The sequence below is a fragment of the Microbulbifer sp. ABF4_143 genome (assembly GCF_056160225.1).
In genome coordinates this window covers 42,630-63,156 of record NZ_JBSWWT010000012.1, presented here as the reverse complement: position 1 = coordinate 63,156, position 20,527 = coordinate 42,630, and the positions used below count along the sequence as shown (strand labels likewise).

The window sequence follows — 20,527 nt, the reverse complement described above, 5'->3', positions numbered from 1 at the left end:
GGGCGAACCCATCTCTATTCTTATTGCGGTATACACATAGTATGCACAGCGGCGCCGCTAGCCGGCGCCACCTAGACCGATTAAAAACCGCAGGCGAGTTCGTAAATGGGGTAGAAGGGGTTGTCCACGTCGCTGTTCGGATCCGTCTGTCCCTCTTCCAGCGGAACCACCTCGGAGCTGGCCAGAGTACCGCTGTAGAAGCCGTCCGGCATCAAGTGCGCCCACTCCTGCGGCAGCAAATTTTCCAGGTAGACCACGCCCTCACGCAGCACCAGCTCCGCATCGGGGCTCGTATAGGTTGGGCCGCTGTTCAGCAGGCAGCCATCCTCGCTCAGGCTCAGAAATCCCACCGTGCCGTCGGACATATCCGGCGCATCCGCCTGGGTGGTGACAATCTTGTTGAGGGTGTAGTGCTGAATTCGCAGCTCGTAGTTGTCGCAGGCGCCGAAGGCAAAGGTGTAGTAGGCACCGTCATCGGTGTGACACATGGGCTTGACGACCTTGGGGTAACCCAGCGGGCGGCCGGTATCGTAACCAATCTGATTGTTCAGCGGCTGGTAGATGGGCCACCAGTAGTCGTCGCCGTTATAGTTCAGGCGAATCTGCACCACGCCTTCCAGATAGTAGTCGCCACCGGCCATGGAGCCGATCACACCGATCTGCGGCGTCGCGGAGGCGCTGATACCGGGGATATCCGGCAGCAGCGCCTCGTAATCGGCCTGCTGCTCCGCGGGAATATCGCGCACCACCAGGAGGCTTTCCCCGCGGCAGGCGCCGAGCAACAGGGCGACGCCCAATATGCAAAGTTTATGGATCAAAGACGACCTCATTATTCTTTTCATCGCAATTTCCTCTTTCGCAAATGATTCGTGTTGTTGTTTTTTGCTCACTCAGGCATGTCTGTAAATCCGAGCCAATCCAGACTGACAATCGCCAAAAAGCGACACCATGACATCCGGTGTCCAGATGGCATTCACCGCCAGGAAGCGTTGACGAGTTCACAGCCTCCTGGCGCCATATTTCCCCTCCCAAAAATTTTTCGCATTCTCGTCTTTGCGTGAAGCATCGATTTACAAGCGTCAATCGCGCGAGAAAGCGATCAACAGGGAATTGATATGTGTTCGGACAGGATGCATTTTCACCCGCAAGCGAACGGGGAGGCCGCACGCCAACGCGGCCCCCAAGAGACCTGGCCGCTACTGCACAGCGCCAGTGCCGGTGAGCCGGTAGGCCTGCAACATATTGCCCTGGCCGCCGGCGCCGGCGCGGTAGCCGCTGTCGGTAAACAGCATGTCGCCGGCCACGATCGGCCAGTTGGCATCGATGGCGCCGCCATTACCCAGTACGCCGTTAGTGCCCATGCGTTCGATTACCGTATCCTGCTGCCACAGCAGGCTGCCGCTATCCGCATCGAACGCCAGCAGGTAACCGGACAGGGTGCCGGCGAAGATCACACCATCCACAACCACCGGGTTGGCGGAGATCACCGGCTTGTAATAGCGGTTGTCGCGCGCACTCCAGAACGCCGCGCTGTTCTCCCAGACGAGGTTGCCGGTATTGATGTCAATCGCGTAGAGGCCCGGTGTCGCGTTCCGGGAACTTTGCAGCTCACCGGAACCGGTCCCCGCCAGAAAGTCAAAAATGCGCTCGGCTTTGGGACCTGTCTTGTCGCTGACCGGCACGTAAACCAGATCTCTGTTATCGTCGATGGCAAAGCCCCAATGCACACCGCCGTAGGTGCCGCCGGCTCCGATACGGGTATTCCAGACCAACTGGCCGTTGTCCGGATTGAGGCCGAACACATCGCCGGACTTGGAGGCCGCGATCAGGATTTCCTGCCCGTCGATCTTTGTCGCCAGCGTCGGCGAGGCGTTCAGATCGAAGTCCAGGGCGTTGTTCATATTGATATGGTCCGGATCACAGTTGGCGGGCTGGGCGCCGCCAAACAGTATCCAGTCGGTGCAGCCCAGATTGATGATATCGCTGGGTATGCCCTGGAAAGTCCACTTTTTCGCCCCCGTATCTAGGTCGAGGGCGATGACGGCATCTCCCGCAGACGTCTGCGGACCGGAGTACTGCTGGCCCGTGCCCACATAGAGGGAATTGCGGCTTGCATCGACAAAGGGCACGCCCCAGGGGTTGGCCCCGGAAGGGCCCTTGGCCGGGTCGAACCAGTAGTCGTATTTCGGCGTCTGGTCTATGGTGTATTTCTTCCACTTCAGATCGCCGCTCCAGGCGTCCAGCGCCAGCACTATGCCGCGCGAATCGCAGCAACGGTATCCGCCGTTGTAAGCCTCGTTGATCTCGTTGTTGGACAGCCCCAGGTACACGGTGCCGTTGTGCAGGACAACCGAAGAGCGCGATGAGACAAACGGGTGGTTGTCATGTTTGTGCCGCCACAGCAGTTTGCCGTTCACATAGTCGCGCTTGACCACTTCCGCGTTGGCATTGGTGTAGTAGACGGCACGGCCGCTTCCGTCGGCGTTCTTGGGGCCAAAGGTAAAACCGCTGGCGACTTCCACCGCTTCCGTCTTGTGCCAGATGATGCAGCCGGTATTTTTATCCAGTGCGGTAACATTGCCGCCGGTATCGCCGACGATTACCGCCTCCTCGGTAACCCCCAGCGAGCTGCGGCCGCCAAACAGCCATGGATGGCTGTAAGTCCATACCAACTCCAGGTTGCCGACATTGCTCTTGTTGATGGCGCTGTTGGGTTGATAGTGATTGGCGGCAAGCGGGCCGCTTTGGCCGGCGCCGTGGCCGCTCCAGAAAATCGCAGAACCCGGATCCAGATTGCGCGGACAGTTGTTGACGGGACCGGTTACCGCGATGGGAGTGTTGGACCCGCAGCCGGCCAGTAGAATACCCGACAACACCGCCATCCCCGCCAGGAGGAGTAGAGATAGCTGTTTCATATTGAGTGCCTTTTTTCTTTTCGGGCAATGGCACCATCACCGTATTCGCCCACCCCACAGCCGCGGGGACGGATGACAATAGCGCTCGTTATCTACAGCCAGGACTTCAGATAGCGACGGTCCATCGGCCCTGAACGATCGGTGGTAGCGGACCGCACGGTGTATTGGACTGCTTCAGTAACCGCAAGCCAGCTCGTAGATCGGATAGAAGGGGTTGTCCACATCGCTGTTGGGGTCTGCCTGGCCCTCTTCCAGCGCGTCGATTTCCGAAGTGGCCAGTACCGCCACGCCATAGTCGCCGGTCGGCAGCAGGTGGGCCCAGGGCCGGGTGGAGTTGTTTTCCAGATACACGCTGCCCTCGCGCAATATCAGACCGGTATCGGGATTGGCATAGGTGGGGCCGCTGTTCAGCAGGCAGCCGTCCTCACTCAGGGTCAGCAGGCCGGCGGTACCATCGGAGAGATCTGGCGCTTCTGCGTGGGTGGTTTCTATGCGGTTGGTGGTCGTGTGGTGGATCTTGATTTCCGGGGTCTCCCACCACCAACAGCTGCCAAAGCTGAAGGTGTAGTAAGAGCCATCGTCGGTGTGGCACATCGGTTGAACTACCTTCGGGTAGCCGAGCGGAATACCGGTGTCATAGCCGATTTGGTTGTTTAGCGGTTGATGAATCGGCCACCAGTAGTCCACACCGTCGAAGGTCACCCGGATCTGGACCACGCCCTCCAGGTAGTAATCGCCACCCGCCATGGAACCGACAACGGCAATTTGCGGTGTTGCGGACGCGGTTATCCCCCCGAGGTCGGGCACCAGCGCCAGATAGTCGGCCATCTGTGCCGGCGGAATATCCCGCACGACGGTCACGCTTTCGCCACGGCAGGCGCTCAGAATCAGCGCCACACCGATCACTAGAAACTTAATACTCGCGGATATATTCATTATTCTTCTCCATCGCCAAAAATTATGCGTGCATGGTGCACTGCGTTTTTTATTGGCCCAGGATGCTGGCCGTTAGGCCCTTGAGCTTGGCCACCCTTTCACGCGCGCGACGGAAAGACCATGACATCGGATGTCCAGTGGCCGGAAGCCTGGAAAATTTGTCGATAGAGGTGACAGGGACCGTACGATAGCGGCGCTCCGCGAGGGAAAATGGCAGGCGTTATCGGTCGGGTGCTTGGAGAAACTGCGCTTGACCAGATCAAATCGCGATGCAAAAAAGCCCGCAAAACACAACTGCGGGCCCACCTTGATGTGTTCAGTTTCGGGCAGTCGGCGCTCCGTCAGCTGACTTCCGCCAGATTGCCCTTGCTCTCCAGCCACTGCCTGCGATCTCCGGCGCGCTTCTTCGCCAGCAGCATATCCAGCAACTGGTTGCTGTCATCGCCGGCATCCACGTAGAGTTGCACCAGCCGGCGGGTATCCGGGTCCATAGTGGTCTCGCGCAGCTGCAGCGGGTTCATTTCGCCGAGGCCCTTGAAGCGGGTGACCTGCACCTTGCCTTTCTTTTTCTCCGCGCTGATGCGGTCGAGGATGCCCTGCTTCTCCGCCTCGTCCAGCGCGTAGTAGACGTCCTTGCCGATATCGATGCGGAACAGCGGCGGCATGGCGACATAGACGTGCCCCTCGGTGACCAGCGGACGGAAGTGGCGCAGGAAGAGCGCGCACAGCAGGGTGGCGATATGCAGGCCGTCGGAGTCGGCATCGGCGAGGATACAGATCTTGTTGTAGCGCAGACCTTCCAGGTTGTCGCTGCCCGGGTCCACGCCGAGGGCCACGGCGATATCGTGCACCTCCTGGCTGGCGAGGATTTCCGCCGAGTCCACCTCCCAGGTGTTCAGGATTTTGCCGCGCAGCGGCATGATGGCCTGGAACTCGCGGTCGCGGGCCTGTTTGGCGGAGCCGCCGGCGGAGTCGCCCTCCACCAGAAAGAGCTCCGAGCGCGCCGGATCGCCGCTGGCGCAGTCCGCCAGCTTGCCGGGCAATGCGGGCCCCTGGGTGACCTTCTTGCGCGCGACCTTTTTCGCCGAGCGCATGCGTTTCTGCGCGTTGCCGATACACAGCTCGGCGAGGCGGTCGCCCTCTTCCGTGTGCTGGTTCAGCCACAGGCTGAACGCATCCTTGGCCACACCGGAGATAAACGCGGTGGCCTCGCGGGAGGACAAGCGCTCCTTGGTCTGGCCGGAGAACTGCGGGTCCGCCAGTTTTGCCGAGAGCACATAGGAACACTGGCTCCAGATATCCTCCGGGCTCAGCTTGACGCCGCGCGGCAGCAGGTTGCGGATCTCGCAGTACTCGCGCATCGCGTCCAGCAGGCCGCTGCGCAGGCCGTTCACATGGGTGCCACCCTGGGCGGTGGGGATCAGGTTCACATAGGACTCGGCGGTGATCTCGCCGCCCTCCGGCAGCCACTGCACGGCCCAGTCGGCGGCCTCGGTCTGCGCGGCGAAGCTGCCGACGAAGGGTTCCGCCGGCAGCACCTCCCAGCCCCGATTGGCCTCGGCCAAATAGTCCTTCAGGCCGTCTTCGAAATACCACTGGTCCGATTCGCCGTCCTGCTCGTTGATAAAGGTCACGGTCAGGCCCGGGCAGAGCACCGCCTTGGCGCGCAGCAGGTGGCGCAGGCGCGGCACCGAGAATTTGGCCGAGTCGAAATATTTCGGGTCCGGCAGGAAGCGCACGCTGGTGCCGGTGGTGCGTTTGCCGCACTCGCCGATCACTTCCAGGTCCGAGGCCTTTTCACCGTTCTGGAAGCCGATACGGTGGATTTTTCCCTCGCGCTGGATGGTGACTTCCAGCACTTTGGACAGGGCGTTGACCACCGATACGCCCACACCGTGCAGACCGCCGGAGAACTGGTAGTTCTTGTTGGAGAACTTGCCGCCCGCGTGCAGCGTGGACAGTATCACCTCGACCCCGGGGCGGCCCTGTTCCGGGTGTATATCCACCGGCATGCCGCGGCCGTCGTCGCTGACCGACAGGGAGTGGTCCTTGTGCAGCACCACTTCGATTTTCTTCGCGTGGCCGGCGAGGGCTTCGTCGACGCTGTTGTCGATCACTTCCTGCGCCAGGTGGTTGGGGCGCGCAGTGTCCGTATACATGCCCGGGCGCTTGCGCACCGGGTCCAGCCCCGTGAGTACCTCGATATCTTCGGCGGAATAATTGGCCATATTCTTATTGACTGCTCGTTAACAAATCTATTTTTACCCTGTAGGAGCGGCCCATGGCCGCTCCTACAGGGTAAATAAAAACTCCACTATCGGTTCGCAGTAGCGCGCGAAGCCCTGGAAACTGTGGTCGCCGCCGTCCTCTATGGTCTGGCGCTGGCCGCGGTAGAAATCCTCCGCGTCGCAACAGTCGAGGGTCTCGTCGCCGCGCTGGGCCAGCAGCCAGTAGCGGCCGCGCAGCGGCGGCCGCAGTTCGGCTTCCAGCTCGCGCATGGTATCAACGTCTGCCCGGGTAAGGCGATACTCCACGGCTTCGCCGCTGTAGGGCCGCAGTGTCTGCCCCAGGTAGGCGGGCATAAAGCGCGACGGCCGCACCGCCGGATTGATCAGTACCGCCGGCAGCGCGAAGCGCTCCGCCAGATAGCTGCACCAGAAGCCGCCCATGGAACTGCCCACCAGGCCGATGGGGCCGCAGCCGCCGCTGCGGAAGCGCTCCAGCAGCGCGAGCAGCGACTGCTGGGCGATGGCCGGGTAGGGCGAGATCTGCGGCGCGCAGTAGACAATATGCGGCTGTTCGGCGGCGAGGCGCTCGCGCAGCAGCTGGCACTTGAAGGATTGCGGCGAGGACAGGAAGCCGTGCAGATAGATCAGCAGCGGCCGGTTTTTGGGTTCAGATGGCGACATGGGGCGGGATTATAGCGCCCATGGGCCCGGGCGTGGTGGCCGCATGGCGGCGGGCCTTGCGGCCCGCACGCGGTCGGTCGACGCTCTAGCGCAGCGACTTGTCCAGGCTGGCGAAGGCGCGACGCAGGTCGACTTTCATATCGGACCAGAAGGTGACGCTGGTAAAGCGCTCGAAGCGACTGGCGTCGATGGGGCCGAAATTCTCGCCGATATCGCGGCGGTCGCGGAAGCGCATGACCACATTGCCGTTGCGGTCATAGAGGGTGCCGGCGAGCACGCCGTAGGCGCTCTGGTCGGTGTACACCCGCCAGACCCAGCTGGCGGTTGGGTCCAGCGGCGCGGCCAGCGAGAAGTTCTCCAGGCGCAGCTGCAGTCTGTAGTCGGCTTTGGCCGGGTCCGCCGCCAGGCGACTTCCGCGCGGGGCGAGGAATTTTTCGCTGAACGTCTGCGCCATCAGATCGTCCAGGCGCTGCCGGTCTCTGCGGTCCAGCTCGTAGTCGCGCGCGCGCGAGGTGCCGGGGCCGGTGTGGAAGCGCTTCGAATAGTCGATCTGCACCGGCGCCACATAGACGGACGCACCACTCAGATCGAAGGCGAAGGCCGCGGACACCTGGTCGAGGCCGCTCTTGCGCGGCTGCAGACCGTCCGCCGTGGTCGCGCCGCCGGCGGACAGGGCGTTGCCGGGCAGTGAGGATTGCTGGCCGCAGGCGGCCAGGGTCAACAGGGAAATCAAGACGAGCGGCAAGGAAAATTTACGCATGGGCAGAACTTCCTGTAACCAGAATGAGCCCCCATTGTAAGGCGGGGAGTCAGGAAAGACAGGTAAAAAATTGTAAACGCCTGCGGTCGGCGGACCGCGGCGTTTCAGTAACCCGACGAGGCCAGATCGACGCTGTAGTCGGAGGGGGTGACCCGCTGCACGCCGGTGGTGTAACTGCCGTCGTCGCGGAGATCGAACCAGCGATAGCCGGGCATCTGGTCGTCGACGGAGAAGGGCCCGCTGCCGGGGGTAAACTGCACCGAGGTGGAGGGGGTCGCGTGCAGACCCAGATCTTCGAGGCCCGGGCGCGCGAGGCGGCTGTCGAACTGCTGGTGTACATGGCCCCAGACCAGGGCCTTCACGTGCGGCGCGCCGCCGACCAGCTGCAGAAACCGCTCGCCGCCCTCGCGCAGCATATGGCTGTCGATCCAGTCGCTGCCTACCGGCACCGGCTGGTGGTGCATCAGGATCAATACCGGGTGCTCGCGGCACTCCTTCAGCAGCTGTTGCAGCTGTTGCAGCTGCGCGTCGCTGAGGCCGCCGCAAATCTGGTTTTCCAGGCTGGTATCCAGCAACAGCAAGCGCCAGTTGCCCAGCGCCACCAGGCCGGCGCAGCGGCCTGGGGCCAGCCGCCGCATGCGCGCGGCGTCGTCGTGGTTGCCGGGCAGCCAGTACCAGGGGGCGCGCACCGGCTGCATCTTCTGCAGGAAGCGGCGGTAGGCGGCCTCGCTGCCGTTTGCGCTGATATCGCCGGTGACGACCATCATCTCGGCATCCGGCTGCTCGCGGCCTATAGCGCGCAGCACCTCGTCCAGAGTATGGCCGGTGTCCAGGCCGAGCAGCTGGTAGTCCGGCCGGCTGCCGATATGGGGGTCGGTAAACTGGACCAGGCGGTGTACCGATCCAATTGACTCTTTGCGCTCGCGATTCACTTGCTCACCTTGTAATCACATCCATGTGCAGGCCGGCAACTCTATATTCGCCGGCCGTCCAGCACTAGTTCGTAGTCCGCCCGCCCGTTGGCGAGGCAGTGGCCGAGCCATTCGCCGAGAAAGCGGTTGGCCTGTTGCCGCTCATCCGCGCGCTGCATGCGCGGATTCGGATAGGTGTGGTCGACACCATCCGCACCGAGCGGCCTGCGCCCGTCGACGGCCACCACCTCCGCCATGCGCGCGTCGTGGTAAAGGCGCACGGTAATCTGCGGCGGCGCCAGCCAGCGGCGCTCGCCGCTCGCGGCCTCCGCGCTGAGGCGCACTTCCGTCGTGTAGCGGGAGCGCTCCAGTACCGCCAGCTCCAGCGCCCCGTGGGGCATACGGTAGCGCCAGTGCTGCCTGCTGGCGAGCTCCGGCAGCAGCTTGCACAGGCGCAGATAGTTGGCATCGCAGTCGGCGTGATAGGACGGCAGATCGACCCGGTAGGTCGACTTGCGACCGCCACTTCGCGGCAGATCCGCACGCCCGCACGCCTCTTCCCCGCGCTCTGCCGGGGCTTCCACCCCTGTCTCGCTCGGTAGGGCCATTATCGACACTCCAATTCTATTGTCGCCGTGACTCAGATCTCAGTTTGCGCGCCCTGCGGGCAATTGAGCGAAATCTTCGGTGACCGGTTGGGGTTTTAAGTTCGCGACAGCAGCCGTTGCCGGTGCAGCTGCAGCCATTGCAGACAGATCACGGTGGCGGCGTTGTCGATCGGGCAGCCGTCCGGGCCACCCGCCTCCATCGCCGCCACGACTGCGGAGCGCGGGAACACCCGCAGGCGGATATCCTCGTTCTCGTGTTGCAGGCCGAAGAGCCCTTCGGCATCGCTCAGATCCACCAGGGCGCAGTAGAGGTGCAGCCGCTCGGAGCTGCCGCCGGGACTCGGCATATAACTGCGCACAAAGTGCAGCTGCCCCACCTCCAGGCCGGCCTCCTCCTGCACCTCGCGCCTGGCGACCTCCTCGAGGGGCTCGCCCTCCTCCACCATACCCGCGACCACTTCCAGGCACCAGGGGCCGCCCGGGCGCTCCAGCGCGCCGACGCGGAACTGCTCCGTGAGCCCCACCAGATCCCGGTCCGGGTCGTAGAGCAGCACCCCCACCGCCGGGCCGCGCACGAACAGCTCGCGCTCGAACTCGCCGCTCCAGCCGCCGCGGTACAGGCGGTGGCGCAGCCGCAGGCGCAACATGGTGAAAAACCCCTTGAAAACCGCCTTGCGGTCTATGACATCCACCGCACCGCGGGTGAACCGGGGGGACAAATCGATACCGCTATCGCTCTCTTTCATTATCGCATCTCATCTCCGTGGCGGCCCGCCATCGCCGCCTTCCACTGCCGGGGCTATATCGCCGCCGGGCAACTGCTATACTCTGCGCCCACTTGAGCGCCCTCATCAGAAATACCAGACATCTCTGACTTAGCGGCCACACAAGTCACCCTATTGCAAATTTTCCCTGAATGCATCGAGAAGGCACCTTATGCGAGTGCTCAATATCGCCTATCAGCAACTGCGGCGCTACGGCAAGACCCGGGTCAGCTGGGCGCAGAAGCTGACTTTCGGATTGATCAAGAACGACCACTATACCCAGGTTTTCAGCGACCGCGACGTGGCCGCCTTCGAGGCGCCGCTGGGTATCCGCGACCTGGGCGTCGGCAAGGCCAACCGGCGCCTGCTGGAGACGGTCGAGGCCTTCGAACCGGATCTGGTCATCGCCGGCCACTGCGACATGATCAGCAACGACACCCTGAAGGCGATCAAGCGGCGCCTGCCCGAGTGCATCGTCGCCCACTGCAACAACGACCCGCTGTTCGTGCCCAGCAATGTCGAGCGCATCAAGCACCGTGCCGAAGTGGCCGATGCGATCTTCGTCTCCACCGGCCGGCGCGAACTGAACATCTTCGAGGGCATAGGGGCGCGTGTCTACCATATGCCCAACCCGGTGGACCCTTCGATCGAGAACCTGGACAACTCGACGCGCACCGACCTGCCCATCGACCTGCTGTTCTGCAGCAACAGCAACAATTTCACCAAGCGCCTGCAGATGGTCAAGAACCTGAAGGACGCGCTCGGCGATGAGCTGAATTTCAAAACCTACGGCAGCTTCGGCGAGGCGCCGGTGTGGGGCCGCGATTACGACCGCGCCCTGGCACAGACCAAAATGGGGCTGAATTTCAACCGCCAGGACACCCACTACTGGTATTCGTCCGCGCGCATGGCGCAGCTGGCCGGCAACGGCATACTGCAGTTCACCAGCGACAAGCTGCACTTCGACGAACTGCTGCCGCCGGAGAGCGTGGTCTACTTCAGCGACGAACAGGACCTGCTGGCGAAGATCCGCGAATTCCACCGCGACGACGCCAAGCGCCGCGCCTGGGCCGCGCGCGCGCGGGATTTTTTCCAGACGGAAATGAATTCGAAACTCTACGCGCAGTACATCGTCGAAGCCTCGACCCTGCAGCCCTTCAGCCACGACTATGTGTGGGCGCGCGATATCAACCTGGACGGCTCGCTCAAGTAGCGCCGCCGGGAAACACTCACTGAACACAGTCGATTATGAGCAAGCAGCCAATTCGAGTAGCCCAGGTTCTGGCCGGCGCGGAGCGCGGTGGGGCGGAAAACTTTTTCGTGCGCCTGGTGAGCGGACTGAACGAGCGCGCAGAAATCACCGAGAAGGCGTTTATCCGCAACCACGACCACCGCATACAGGCGCTGCGCAGCAACGGCGTGGAGACCCAGGGCTTCCGCTTCGGCGGCAAACTGGATTTCCTCGGCCGCCGCGAATACCGGCGGGCGCTGGGGGAATTCCACCCGGACATCGTCATGACCTGGATGGGCCGCGCCAGCATCTCCACCCCCCACTCGGACAGCTACCTGCTGGTGAACCGGCTGGGGCACTACTACGACCTGAAATACTACAGCCACGCCGACTACTGGATCGGTATCAGCAAGGGCATCTGCCAGCACATGATCGACGGCGGCTTCCCGAGAGAGCGCATCTTCCACATTCCGAACTTCGCCGACGAGACGCCGGTGGCGCCGCTGCCGAGAAACAGCTTCGACACACCGGAAGACAGGCCGCTGATCCTCGCCGCAGGCCGCCTGCATGTGAACAAGGCGTTCGACGTACTGCTGCATTCGCTGACTCAGGTGCCCGACGCGATCCTGTGGCTGGCCGGCAGCGGCCCCGAGGAGAAAAAACTGAAAGCCCTGTGCCACACACTGGGTCTTGATGAGCGGGTGCGTTTCCTCGGCTGGCGCACCGATGTCACCGCGCTGATGCGCACCGCCGACCTGTTCGTGTGCCCGTCGCGACACGAGGGGCTGGGCTCCATCGTGATGGAGTCCTGGGCGCACCGCTGCCCGATCGTGGCGACCAACTCCCAGGGGCCCGGCGAGGCCATCACCGACGGCGTCAGCGGCCTGATCACGCCGATCGACGACGCCGACGCACTGGCGAAGGCCATCAACTCGGTGCTGGAGAATCCGGAGCTGCGCCAGAGTCTGATCGAGGGCGCGGCGGAAGTGTATGCGAGGGGCTATTCAAAGGCGCATATCGTCGACGCCTATATCGAGCTGTATCAGCAGCTGATGGCGAAGGGCCGCTCCTACCGGGAATGAGAAACTCCGGCTAGCGGGGCGGGAAACGGCTCAGCAGCAGCCCCATCTCCTCCCGCAGCCGCTGCTGCCTCAAAGCCGGGTCCTCGAAACGGGCGGCGGTAGAGCGCAGGCTGCCGGTCCACAGGGGCGAATTGTCCGCGGACATCACGTCCATCACCAGGGTGTTCTCCCGGTACTGGCGCACCTCCAGCGGCACCCGCCATCCCCAGCCCCAGTAGCGGTAGCCGCCGTAGAGGGCGAAGCTGTCCTCGTAGACCGCCACCTTCTCCACCGAGTGCAGCTGCACGCGCACCAGGAAGTCCGCGCTCTCGGGGCTGTCCGCCGACATATAGCGCCGGCGCAACATATCGTCCGCCGCCCGCTTCACGCGCTTGATCTCCAGCGGCGACACCGGGCCGGTGGCGAGGGGATCGAGCAGGTAATAGCTGTGCAGCCTGGAAAAATCCGCCTCCGGATCATAGTCCACCGCAACCGGCGGCGCCGACACACAGCCGGCCAGCAACAGCAATATCAGGGCCACTGCACTGGCCCGCAATTTGGCACTCATGCCTATCTCCTATGCAGAAATTCTGAAGACTCGGCATCCGTACCGAAGAGGTCGCTCCCTATTGGCGGCTTCAGTAAGCCGCCGGCAGATCCTTTAACAGCTCCCGGACCGCGGCGCCGATCACGCGCTGGCGCTCCTCGGCGCTCTCCGGGCGCGTCAGCAGTTTGGTGGCGCTGCCACCCCAGATGGCCGGGCCGCCGGCGCGGCCTATGCCCAGGGTCAGGGTGACGCGCGGCGCGCCGGTGCGCGCCGGCAACTCGACCACGTCGGAGGGCGCATTGCTGTCGAACTGCGCATCCCAGCTGGGATTGCTCGGATCGCCGGAGAAGTGCTCCTCCACCACCGCCACCTGGTAGTCCACCAGCATATCCGCGCGCGCGGCATCCTCGACCTGGCGGTAGCCGCGCGCGCGCAGCGCCGCGGACACGGCCGCGCGCATCTCCTCATCCAGCTCCACCAGCTGCGCCGAGGCGTCCGGCACGTCGCTGAGTGCCGCCTGGCCCCAGGCGTAGGTGGAGAAGGCCACCGGCGCCGCGCCAGACTCGACGCGCTGCACATCCATCTCCTGGCAGGCCGTCAGCAGCAGTCCGAACAGGCCGATCAGTAGAACTCTCATGGTAACTCCCTTTGCTGGTCTTATTTGGCCGGCTCGGCGGCAACGCATATTTCTATTTTAGGGCTCCAGCCGAACCACTCGGGCTTGGCCTCTGGGTAGAGCGGGTAGTGGCTGCCCGATTCCACCTCCAGCCCCATCTGCGGCGCCTCCGGCGTCGCGAAGGCGATACCGCCGGCGAGCAGCGCCTGGGTGGACTCGGTGTTGATCGTCAGGCCCGTTTTCAGGCCGAAATTCACCTCCACCCCGCTGGCGTTCCAGAACACCGTGTGTTCGCGCACCAGTGTGCGGTAACAGGGCTCGATATGTACATAGATATAAACCCGGTCCGCCAGTTCCCCGAGCGCGAATCCGGTCACTTCGCCCACCTGCACCTGGCGGTAGTAGACCGGGCTGCCCGCCGTCAGGGAACCGCGCCGCGGCGCGTCGAGAATCACCGTCAGCCCCGGGCGGCTCATGGTATCGGCCAGATCCTCTTTCGGCGGCTCCGGCAGCGCCACGAATTCCGTCCGGGCGGCGCCGCCGCCGGGCTCCAGCGCCAGGTAGCGGCCGCCGATCAGCGTATCCAGGTTGGACACCCCGCGCAGGCCTATCTGCGGCGACACCACCCAGATGCGCGTGCCCTCGCGGGCGAAGCGCTCGCCGCGGCGGTACAGCTTGGCGGTGGCGCGCACCGAACCCAGGTCTTTCTGCAGGCGCAGGCGGGTTATCTCCCCCACCTGTATGCCCTTGTAGCGCAGCGGCGCGCCCACCTTGAGCCCCTCGGCGCTGTCCAGCGCGATCTGGATTGCGAGCCCCTCCTCCAGCGCCGCCTCGCGGCTGCTGTAGAGCGGGAAGCGGTCGCCGTTGTTGACCGCGCCGGCGCCCTGCCGCGCCTGCGGCGGGCTGCCGAAGGCGATGCCGCCGCGCACCAGTGACAGCAGCGAGTCCGCCTCCACCTCGATACCGCTCAGGCTGGCGCTCGCGCGCAGGCCGCTGATGTTCCAGAAGCGGGTTTCCTTGTTGACCAGGTGGGCGTAGCGCGGCTCTATCACCACATAGACCTCCACCCCGTCGCGGCGCAGCTCCATGCCCTGTACCCTGCCCACCTCGATGCGGCGGAAATAGACGGAGGCGCCGCGCTGCAGCGAGCCGGGGTTGCGCGCGGTCAGGCGCAGGTGCAGGCCCGGCACGCGCGGGTCCATCGGCGGCGCCGAGGCGCGCGCGTCGAAGCTGCGCAGGGAGCGCTCGCCGCGGCGCAGATCCACCTCGATGCGGTTGCCCTTGAGCAGGTCGTTGAGGCCGCTGGCGAAGTCCAGCGTCGGCGGCGCCAGCCAGAAGCGGGTGTTTTCGCTCAGCAGGTCGTCGGTGATCGGGTCCATCAGCACGCGCACTTCCATGCCGGTCATATGCCGGCTGGCCTTGACCTCGCTCACCTCGCCCACCTGTATGCCCTGGTAGTAGACCTTGGTGCTGCCGGCGCTGACATTGACACCGCGATCGAAATTCAGCGTCACCGGAATGCCCGCTTCCGCGGCGGCAAAGCTGCGGTACAGCTTGTACTCGCTGCCGTTGACCGCCAGCGGCGACTGGCGCTGCGCCTCCGGGGTGTGGAAACTGACCCCGCCCGCCACCAGCGCGGCCAGGGATTCCAGGTTCACCGTGATGCCGCCGATGCCGCCCTCCACCGATATCCCGGAGCTGTTCCAGAAGCGGCTGCCGCGGTGCACCAGGTGGGCGAACTCGCGGCGGATAAACAGCCCTATCTCCACCTCGTTGCCGTCCTCGTCCAGGCTGTAGTCCTCCACCTGGCCGACCCGCAGCTGGCGGTAGTAGACCGGCGAGCCCCGGTTCAGCGAGCCGAGCCGCGGCGCCTTCAGCACCACCCGCAGGCCGTCGCCGCGCACGAAGGCGGGCGGCTTGTCGAGGGCGGTGAATCTGCGTTTGCGCCTGCCGCTGCCCGGCTCTACCGCGATGTAATTGCCGGAGACCAGGGTCTCCAGACCGCGCACGCCGGTGATGGTGAACTCCGGCCGCACCACCCAGAAATCCGTGCCCTCCACCAGCAGGTGCTCGGCGCTGCGGTTGAAATCCACCTCCGCCAGCACGCCATCGGCGCCGTCGAGTTCCGAGGCGTTCGGCACCAGGCGGAAGTCCCGCACCACACCGATATCGACGCCGGAGTATTTCACCGCCGTCTTGCCCTTGACCAGGCCGTCGCCGGAATGGAACAGGATGGTGGCCCTGATATCCCCCTGGGTGACATCCCGGTACAGCAGCCACACCGCGATCAGCGCCGCGATCAGCGGCAGTATCCACACCAGCGGCAGGCCGCGGCTGCTGCGTACCACCCCCTGCTGGGGCCCGCTCTCTTCGGGAAAGCCATCAGCCATTCCCGCCCCCCCGCCGATCGCGATCGGCATTGCGGCCAGCGGCATCCCGGCGCTCGTCGTAGGCGTCCCAGATCAGGCGCGGGTCGAAGCTGCGCGCCGCCATCATGGTCACCACCACCACGGTGGCGAAGGCCGTGCTGCCGGGACCTGCGGCCACCTGGGCCACCACCCCCATATCCACCAGTGCCACCAGGATGGAAATCATAAACAGGTCCAGCAGCGACCAGCGGCCGATACCGGAGACCACCCGGTAGAGCTTCATCGCCTGCTGCGGCACCAGCGGCAGGCGCAGCTGTATCTGCACCAGCAGCAGCGTCAACCCCACCAATTTCATGACCGGCACCGCGATGCTGGCGACAAAGACGATCAGCGCTATACCCCAGAGGCCGGCGTTATACAGCTGCATCACACCGCTGATGATGGTGCTGGGTTCCCCGGAGCCCAGATAGATGACGGTCATCACCGGCAGGATGTTTGCCGGCAACAGCAGCAGCGCGCCGGTGATCGTCAGTGCCCAGGTCAGCATCAGGCTGCCGTCGATGCGCCCGTGCACCCGCCCGCCGCAGCGCGGACAGTTGCAGCGGCCGCCGGGCGGCAGCGCCACCAACTGGTGGCAGCTGAGGCAGCTGGTGAGGCCGTGTTGCAGACCCTTCTGCACGCGGCTCACGTCGACTCCCCGGCGCCCGTCACCGGGCGCTGCCGGCGCCCGGCCATCCGCGTCCAGATCGCGTGGGGATCGAAACTCAGCGTGGTCAGGTTGGCCACCAGCATCATCGCGACGAAACAGTAGAGGCCGGGCTTCACTTCCATCTTGCCCAGGTCGCTCATCTTGATCAGCGCCACCAGTATGCCGAGCATATACACGTCCAACATGCCCCACTCTTTCAGGTGCAGGTACCAGCGCACCGCCGCTGCCACCGAGCGGTCGAGAAACGCCCAGGCGCTGCCCCAGCAGATAAATCCCAACAGCAGAAACTTGCCCAGCGGCGCCAGCACGCTGCAGAAAAGCACCAGCGTGGACAGCCAGATATAGCCGGCGTCGTACAGGGACATGACGCCGTTCAGCAGCGTATTGTCGGCGCCGAAGGCGAAGATGGAGAAGTGGATCAGCGGCAGGCTCGCGGAGGGGATAAACAGCAGCAGGCCGGTCAGGCTCAGGGCCGCCGTGTAGCGAATGCTGTTTTTCGCATGGCGGTGCAGAGTGGCACCGCAGCGCGGACAGGCCAGCTTCCGCCCCGGCGGCGCCAGCGCGTTCGTCAGCAGCAGGTCGCACTCGTGGCAGGCGCGCCGCCACACTGTCGACCTCTTGTCTCGCCCGTCGTCCATTGGCCGGGTAGTCCTTGCCTTTTTCTGCACGATGTTTGCCGCATCCAAAAAGGTTGCGGGCGCGTCTATTGAAATATCGCACCGCGGCCTCACCCTCTGCCGCGGTGAAATTACCGTTAACCCGGCAACGGGTTCACGCGGCACAGGGATATGCCGCCGCCGGCCCCGGGCCGGCACGAGCCGGCAAAATACCGGCAGATCCGTGTATCTGCGCCAGTGTTTTGCCGGCAGCACTCGAATAGATAGGAGATCTATTCGAGTGCAGGATTTACAAAGAGCTGACCGGTAACCGCACATTCGCGTCGGTTTAACGAAGATATACCAAAAAGCCGCAACCGTCGCCTCGACGCCCCTGCGGCCCCCGGGTACACTCTCGCGACTGCATTTGGGGAGACTGGCAGCAATAAACACTTCGCGAGTTTCGGGGGGCTCTCCGCACCATCTGCAGCCCGGCCCCGCTGCTCCGAAGAAGTTGACGCTTGAAGACCGCACCCGCCACAGGAAGTTGAAACAGATGAAAAGAAGTGATCGCTCCGAATCGCGAGGCCGCCAGCGGCGCCCGCGCAAGACTCATATCATAGCGGCCTTGAGGGCGCAGGCTTTCGCGGCGCTGAAGGCTCCGCTCGCCGCCGCCGTGCTGGGCCTCGGCGCCATGCAGGCCCAGGCCGATACCCTGTGGGAGGTCTACCTGCAGGCACTGGACAACGACCAGCAGCTGGCCGCCGATCGCGCCGCCTATCACGCCGGTCTGGAAGCCAAGAACCTGGGCCGCTCCGCGCTGTTGCCGCAGATCAACGCCTCGGCCGAGGTCGCCAGGAGCAAGATCGATGCCACCCGCGTACAGACCCAGGGCGCGGGTGTGGACGATCAGGCGGACCTGATCAGCTTCCCGGTGAAGTCCAACACCGACACCGACGACCGCACCTATTCCGCCAGCCTGACTCAGGCCATTTTCGACGCGCCCGCCTGGTTCGGCTACAAGCAGGGCAAGACGGCCAGCGAACAGGCCGCGGCAGAATTCAGCGCCAACCAGCAGGAGATGATGCTGCGCGTGGCCACCGCCTATTTCGACGTGCTGCGTGCCCACGACGTGCTCGAGGCCGCGCTGGCCGAGGAGGAGGCGCTGGCCAAGCAGCTGGAGCAGACCCAACAGCGCTTCGAGGTGGGCCTGACCGCGATCACCGATGTGTACGACTCCCAGGCCGCCTACGACAGCGCCGTGGCCCGCCGCCTCACCGCACAGGACAATCTGCTGAGCAACTTCGACGCCCTGTCCGTGCTCACCGGCACGCACCACGACTCGGTCGCGCCGCTGGTGGATACCTTCAATGTCGCGCCGCCGGAACCCGTGGACCGCAGCGCCTGGGTGGACTTCGCGCTCGCCAACAACTTCGACCTGAAGGCCGCGCGCCTGGCCGCCGAGGCCGCCCGCTACGGCGCCCGCGCCGCCGCCAGCGAGCACCTGCCGACCCTGACCGGATCGCTGACCTACCGCAAGGACATCAGCGACGGCGATACCGACGCCACCGCCTTCGGCAGCACCGACAACTTTCCCGTCGACGACGAGATAGAGACCAAGATCGCCGCCATCCGCCTCGACGTACCCATCTTCACCGGCGGCCGCCTCAGCGCCAGCCGCCGCGAGGCCCGCAACCTGGCCTTCCAGGCCGAGGATCTGCGCAACCTGGCGGAGCGCAATACGGTGCAGAACACCCGCACCCTGCACCGCGCCGTGGTGACCGATGTCTCTCGCGTGGAGGCGCGCCGGCAGGCGGTGGTATCCGCCAAGAGCGCACTGGACGCGACCCAGGCCGGCTACGAGGTGGGCACGCGCAATATCGTCGACGTGCTGCTGGCCCAGCGCACCCTGTTCCAGTCACAGACCGACTACGCGAACGCGCTCTACGACTACATCCTCAATACCCTGAGCCTGAAGCGCGTGGCCGGCCTGCTGGCCCCGGACGACCTGCAGCAGCTGGAGGCCAAACTGAATCCGGCGCAGCCGGTGACCCGCATCACCGAGACCGGCGCGCCGACGCTCTCCAAGTAACCCTCCGCGGGGGCAAGCTGTGATTTTCTCGATCTCGGTTTGCCCCGCCTGCCGCCAAGCAATCCTGTTAGCCAGGTCCGTGGCGGAGCCTTCGCATATCGGTAACAGACCCGCCGACCTTCTGCGGGAAATACCGGAAAAACACCGAGCCCATTTTGCAGGGGCAGATACCCGGCGGGCTTCCGCCCTACAAACCCCGGGTCAAATCCTCGATCTCATCCAGCAGCCGCCGCAGCGCGCCGCTGTTTTCCCGCGCGACCGCCCTGCCGCGCTCGCCGGCACTGTGCCGCAGCGCCTCGTCGTCCAGCCACTCGCGCACCTGGTCTGCCAGCTGCTCCGCACTCTCCGCCACGCGCATGCCGCCCGCGCCGCGCAGCAGTTCGGCGACGGTGGCGAAGTTGTGCAGGTGCGGGCCGCACACCACCGGCACCCCCCAGGCGGCCGGTTCGATCATGTTGTGGCCGCCCACCGGCACCAGACTGCCGCCGACAAAGGCGATATCGCAGGCGCCGTAAAACTTCAGCAGTTCGCCCATGGTGTCGCCGAGCAGTATCTGGTGATGCGCATCCGGCAGGCCGCCGTCGCTGCGGCGCAACAGTCTGAAATGGCGCTCGCGGCACAGGCGCGCGACGCTGTCGAAGCGCTGCGGGTGGCGCGGCACCAGCACCAGCAGCAGGTCGGCCAGCTCCGGCGAGCGCAGCAGGCGCGCGAAGGCGTCGAGGATGGTCTCCTCCTCGCCGTCGTGGGTGCTGGCCGCCAGCCAAACCCTGCGGCCCGAGCGGCCGCGCCACTGGTGCGCCAGCGCCTGGGCCTCACTCTCCAAGCCGAGATCGATACTCAGGTCGAACTTGATATTGCCGCTGGCGGTGACCCGCTCCGGCGGCAGGCCGAGCGCCACGAAGCGCTCGGCGTCCGCGGCGTACTGGGCCACCACCCGGGTCAGGTTGCCGAGCATGGCCCGGGTCAGGCGCGGAAAGCGGCCGTAGCCGCGCGCGGACTTTTCGCTGAGGCGCGCATTGGCAAGCAGCGTGGGGATATTGCGCTCGGCGCACAGGGCGAGCAGGTTCGGCCACAGCTCGGTCTCGATGATCAGCAGCCGGTCCGGGCGCAGCGCGTCGAGAAACGGGCGCAGGCATTCGGGCAGGTCGTAGGGCAGGTAGTAGTGCAGCAGCCGCCCGCCGAGCAGCGGCTTCAGGGCCGCGCGCACCCTCTCCGAGCCGGTGGGCGTGGTGGTGGTCACCAGCCACTGCCAGTCGGGATGGCGCGCGGCCAGCTGTTCGATCACCGGCACCGCCGCCAGCGTCTCCCCCACCGATACCGAGTGCACCCAGACCAGCGGCGCGCGGCTGGCGCGCTCCGGCACACGGCCGATGCGCTCGCGCAGCCGCTGGCGATACTCCGGCTGCACCCGGCCGCGCCAGTAGAGGCGGGCAAAAATGATCGGCAGACTGACGCGCAGCAGCCAGGTGTAAATAAATCCCATAGACAAGCGGTTCACTGATT

General features: G+C 64.8%; 18 protein-coding genes. 3 read left to right on the top strand and 15 right to left on the bottom strand.

Features of this window, described 5'->3' with window-relative positions; genetic code table 11:
- Positions 1-80: 80 nt before the first annotated feature.
- The 9 genes from ACXAF3_RS11120 to ACXAF3_RS11080 form a co-directional block, all read right to left on the bottom strand.
- Positions 81-818: a hypothetical protein gene (locus tag ACXAF3_RS11120; protein ID WP_475112371.1), complete on the bottom strand. Its 738-nt coding sequence runs from the start codon at positions 816-818 to the stop codon at positions 81-83.
- Between the two features lie 378 nt (positions 819-1,196).
- Complete coding sequence (locus ACXAF3_RS11115; RefSeq protein ID WP_475112370.1) at positions 1,197-2,915, bottom strand: outer membrane protein assembly factor BamB family protein; 1,719 nt, start codon at positions 2,913-2,915, stop codon at positions 1,197-1,199.
- A gap of 174 nt (positions 2,916-3,089) precedes the next feature.
- Positions 3,090-3,851, bottom strand: coding sequence for a hypothetical protein (locus tag ACXAF3_RS11110; protein WP_475112369.1), 762 nt, complete (start codon positions 3,849-3,851; stop codon positions 3,090-3,092).
- A 341-nt stretch (positions 3,852-4,192) separates the two neighbouring features.
- Positions 4,193-6,079, bottom strand: coding sequence for a DNA topoisomerase IV subunit B (parE, locus tag ACXAF3_RS11105; RefSeq protein WP_475112368.1), 1,887 nt, complete (start codon positions 6,077-6,079; stop codon positions 4,193-4,195).
- 63 nt (positions 6,080-6,142) lie between these two features.
- Positions 6,143-6,760, bottom strand: a complete 618-nt coding sequence (locus ACXAF3_RS11100) for a YqiA/YcfP family alpha/beta fold hydrolase (protein WP_475112367.1) — start codon at positions 6,758-6,760, stop codon at positions 6,143-6,145.
- An 85-nt stretch (positions 6,761-6,845) separates the two neighbouring features.
- Positions 6,846-7,520 carry a hypothetical protein gene (locus ACXAF3_RS11095; protein ID WP_475112366.1) on the bottom strand — a complete coding sequence of 225 codons (675 nt, stop codon included), beginning with the start codon at positions 7,518-7,520 and terminating at the stop codon, positions 6,846-6,848.
- A gap of 104 nt (positions 7,521-7,624) precedes the next feature.
- The gene (locus tag ACXAF3_RS11090) at positions 7,625-8,452 is read right to left on the bottom strand and encodes a phosphodiesterase (protein ID WP_475112365.1); all 828 of its coding nucleotides are present in this window, start codon (positions 8,450-8,452) and stop codon (positions 7,625-7,627) included.
- Positions 8,453-8,493: 41 nt separating this feature from the next.
- A complete protein-coding gene (locus ACXAF3_RS11085; protein ID WP_475112364.1) occupies positions 8,494-9,039 on the bottom strand; it encodes a DUF1249 domain-containing protein in 546 nt (181 codons plus the stop codon).
- A 95-nt stretch (positions 9,040-9,134) separates the two neighbouring features.
- Entirely contained in the window at positions 9,135-9,785 is a 651-nt protein-coding gene (locus ACXAF3_RS11080) for an NUDIX domain-containing protein (protein WP_475112363.1), read from the bottom strand.
- Positions 9,786-9,975: 190 nt separating this feature from the next.
- On the opposite strand from ACXAF3_RS11080, the gene ACXAF3_RS11075 reads away from it, so the two are divergent.
- Positions 9,976-11,016 carry a glycosyltransferase family protein gene (locus ACXAF3_RS11075; protein WP_475112362.1) on the top strand — a complete coding sequence of 347 codons (1,041 nt, stop codon included), beginning with the start codon at positions 9,976-9,978 and terminating at the stop codon, positions 11,014-11,016.
- Between the two features lie 35 nt (positions 11,017-11,051).
- Positions 11,052-12,116: a glycosyltransferase gene (locus tag ACXAF3_RS11070; protein WP_475112361.1), complete on the top strand. Its 1,065-nt coding sequence runs from the start codon at positions 11,052-11,054 to the stop codon at positions 12,114-12,116.
- 10 nt (positions 12,117-12,126) lie between these two features.
- On the opposite strand, the gene ACXAF3_RS11065 is transcribed toward ACXAF3_RS11070, so the two are convergent.
- The 5 genes from ACXAF3_RS11065 to ACXAF3_RS11045 all read right to left on the bottom strand — a co-directional run bounded on the left by ACXAF3_RS11065 (position 12,127) and on the right by ACXAF3_RS11045 (position 16,974).
- A complete protein-coding gene (locus tag ACXAF3_RS11065) occupies positions 12,127-12,663 on the bottom strand; it encodes a DUF4136 domain-containing protein (protein WP_475112360.1) in 537 nt (178 codons plus the stop codon).
- A gap of 70 nt (positions 12,664-12,733) precedes the next feature.
- Entirely contained in the window at positions 12,734-13,279 is a 546-nt protein-coding gene (locus tag ACXAF3_RS11060) for a DUF4136 domain-containing protein (RefSeq protein WP_475112359.1), read from the bottom strand.
- A 20-nt stretch (positions 13,280-13,299) separates the two neighbouring features.
- Positions 13,300-15,648: a PqiB family protein gene (locus ACXAF3_RS11055; RefSeq protein ID WP_475112358.1), complete on the bottom strand. Its 2,349-nt coding sequence runs from the start codon at positions 15,646-15,648 to the stop codon at positions 13,300-13,302.
- Positions 15,641-16,315 (bottom strand): paraquat-inducible protein A, encoded by a 675-nt coding sequence (locus ACXAF3_RS11050; protein WP_475112357.1) that lies wholly within the window; start codon positions 16,313-16,315, stop codon positions 15,641-15,643. The genes ACXAF3_RS11055 and ACXAF3_RS11050 overlap by 8 nt, the downstream gene beginning before the upstream one ends.
- Entirely contained in the window at positions 16,312-16,974 is a 663-nt protein-coding gene (locus tag ACXAF3_RS11045) for a paraquat-inducible protein A (protein ID WP_475112356.1), read from the bottom strand. Before ACXAF3_RS11045 ends, ACXAF3_RS11050 begins: the two co-directional genes overlap by 4 nt.
- 514 nt (positions 16,975-17,488) lie before the next feature.
- Here ACXAF3_RS11045 and ACXAF3_RS11040 point away from each other — a divergent pair.
- Positions 17,489-19,024: a TolC family outer membrane protein gene (locus tag ACXAF3_RS11040; protein WP_475112355.1), complete on the top strand. Its 1,536-nt coding sequence runs from the start codon at positions 17,489-17,491 to the stop codon at positions 19,022-19,024.
- Between the two features lie 187 nt (positions 19,025-19,211).
- Here ACXAF3_RS11040 and waaA read toward each other — a convergent pair whose 3' ends face one another.
- Complete coding sequence (waaA, locus tag ACXAF3_RS11035) at positions 19,212-20,507, bottom strand: lipid IV(A) 3-deoxy-D-manno-octulosonic acid transferase (RefSeq protein WP_475112354.1); 1,296 nt, start codon at positions 20,505-20,507, stop codon at positions 19,212-19,214.
- Between the last annotated feature and the right edge of the window lie 20 nt (positions 20,508-20,527).

What these genes read in the sequence shown, in the direction of transcription:
- parE (WP_475112368.1), bottom strand. Translation starts at nt 6,079, where the DNA reads ATGGCCAATTATTCCGCCGAAGATATCGAGGTACTCACGGGGCTGGAC.
- ACXAF3_RS11040 (WP_475112355.1), top strand. Translation starts at nt 17,489, where the DNA reads ATGAAAAGAAGTGATCGCTCCGAATCGCGAGGCCGCCAGCGGCGCCCG.
- waaA (WP_475112354.1), bottom strand. Translation starts at nt 20,507, where the DNA reads ATGGGATTTATTTACACCTGGCTGCTGCGCGTCAGTCTGCCGATCATT.
- ACXAF3_RS11115 (WP_475112370.1), bottom strand. Translation starts at nt 2,915, where the DNA reads ATGAAACAGCTATCTCTACTCCTCCTGGCGGGGATGGCGGTGTTGTCG.
- ACXAF3_RS11080 (WP_475112363.1), bottom strand. Translation starts at nt 9,785, where the DNA reads ATGAAAGAGAGCGATAGCGGTATCGATTTGTCCCCCCGGTTCACCCGC.
- ACXAF3_RS11055 (WP_475112358.1), bottom strand. Translation starts at nt 15,648, where the DNA reads ATGGCTGATGGCTTTCCCGAAGAGAGCGGGCCCCAGCAGGGGGTGGTA.
- ACXAF3_RS11060 (WP_475112359.1), bottom strand. Translation starts at nt 13,279, where the DNA reads ATGAGAGTTCTACTGATCGGCCTGTTCGGACTGCTGCTGACGGCCTGC.
- ACXAF3_RS11100 (WP_475112367.1), bottom strand. Translation starts at nt 6,760, where the DNA reads ATGTCGCCATCTGAACCCAAAAACCGGCCGCTGCTGATCTATCTGCAC.
- ACXAF3_RS11045 (WP_475112356.1), bottom strand. Translation starts at nt 16,974, where the DNA reads ATGGACGACGGGCGAGACAAGAGGTCGACAGTGTGGCGGCGCGCCTGC.
- ACXAF3_RS11110 (WP_475112369.1), bottom strand. Translation starts at nt 3,851, where the DNA reads ATGAATATATCCGCGAGTATTAAGTTTCTAGTGATCGGTGTGGCGCTG.
- ACXAF3_RS11070 (WP_475112361.1), top strand. Translation starts at nt 11,052, where the DNA reads ATGAGCAAGCAGCCAATTCGAGTAGCCCAGGTTCTGGCCGGCGCGGAG.
- ACXAF3_RS11085 (WP_475112364.1), bottom strand. Translation starts at nt 9,039, where the DNA reads ATGGCCCTACCGAGCGAGACAGGGGTGGAAGCCCCGGCAGAGCGCGGG.
- ACXAF3_RS11095 (WP_475112366.1), bottom strand. Translation starts at nt 7,520, where the DNA reads ATGCGTAAATTTTCCTTGCCGCTCGTCTTGATTTCCCTGTTGACCCTG.
- ACXAF3_RS11075 (WP_475112362.1), top strand. Translation starts at nt 9,976, where the DNA reads ATGCGAGTGCTCAATATCGCCTATCAGCAACTGCGGCGCTACGGCAAG.
- ACXAF3_RS11065 (WP_475112360.1), bottom strand. Translation starts at nt 12,663, where the DNA reads ATGAGTGCCAAATTGCGGGCCAGTGCAGTGGCCCTGATATTGCTGTTG.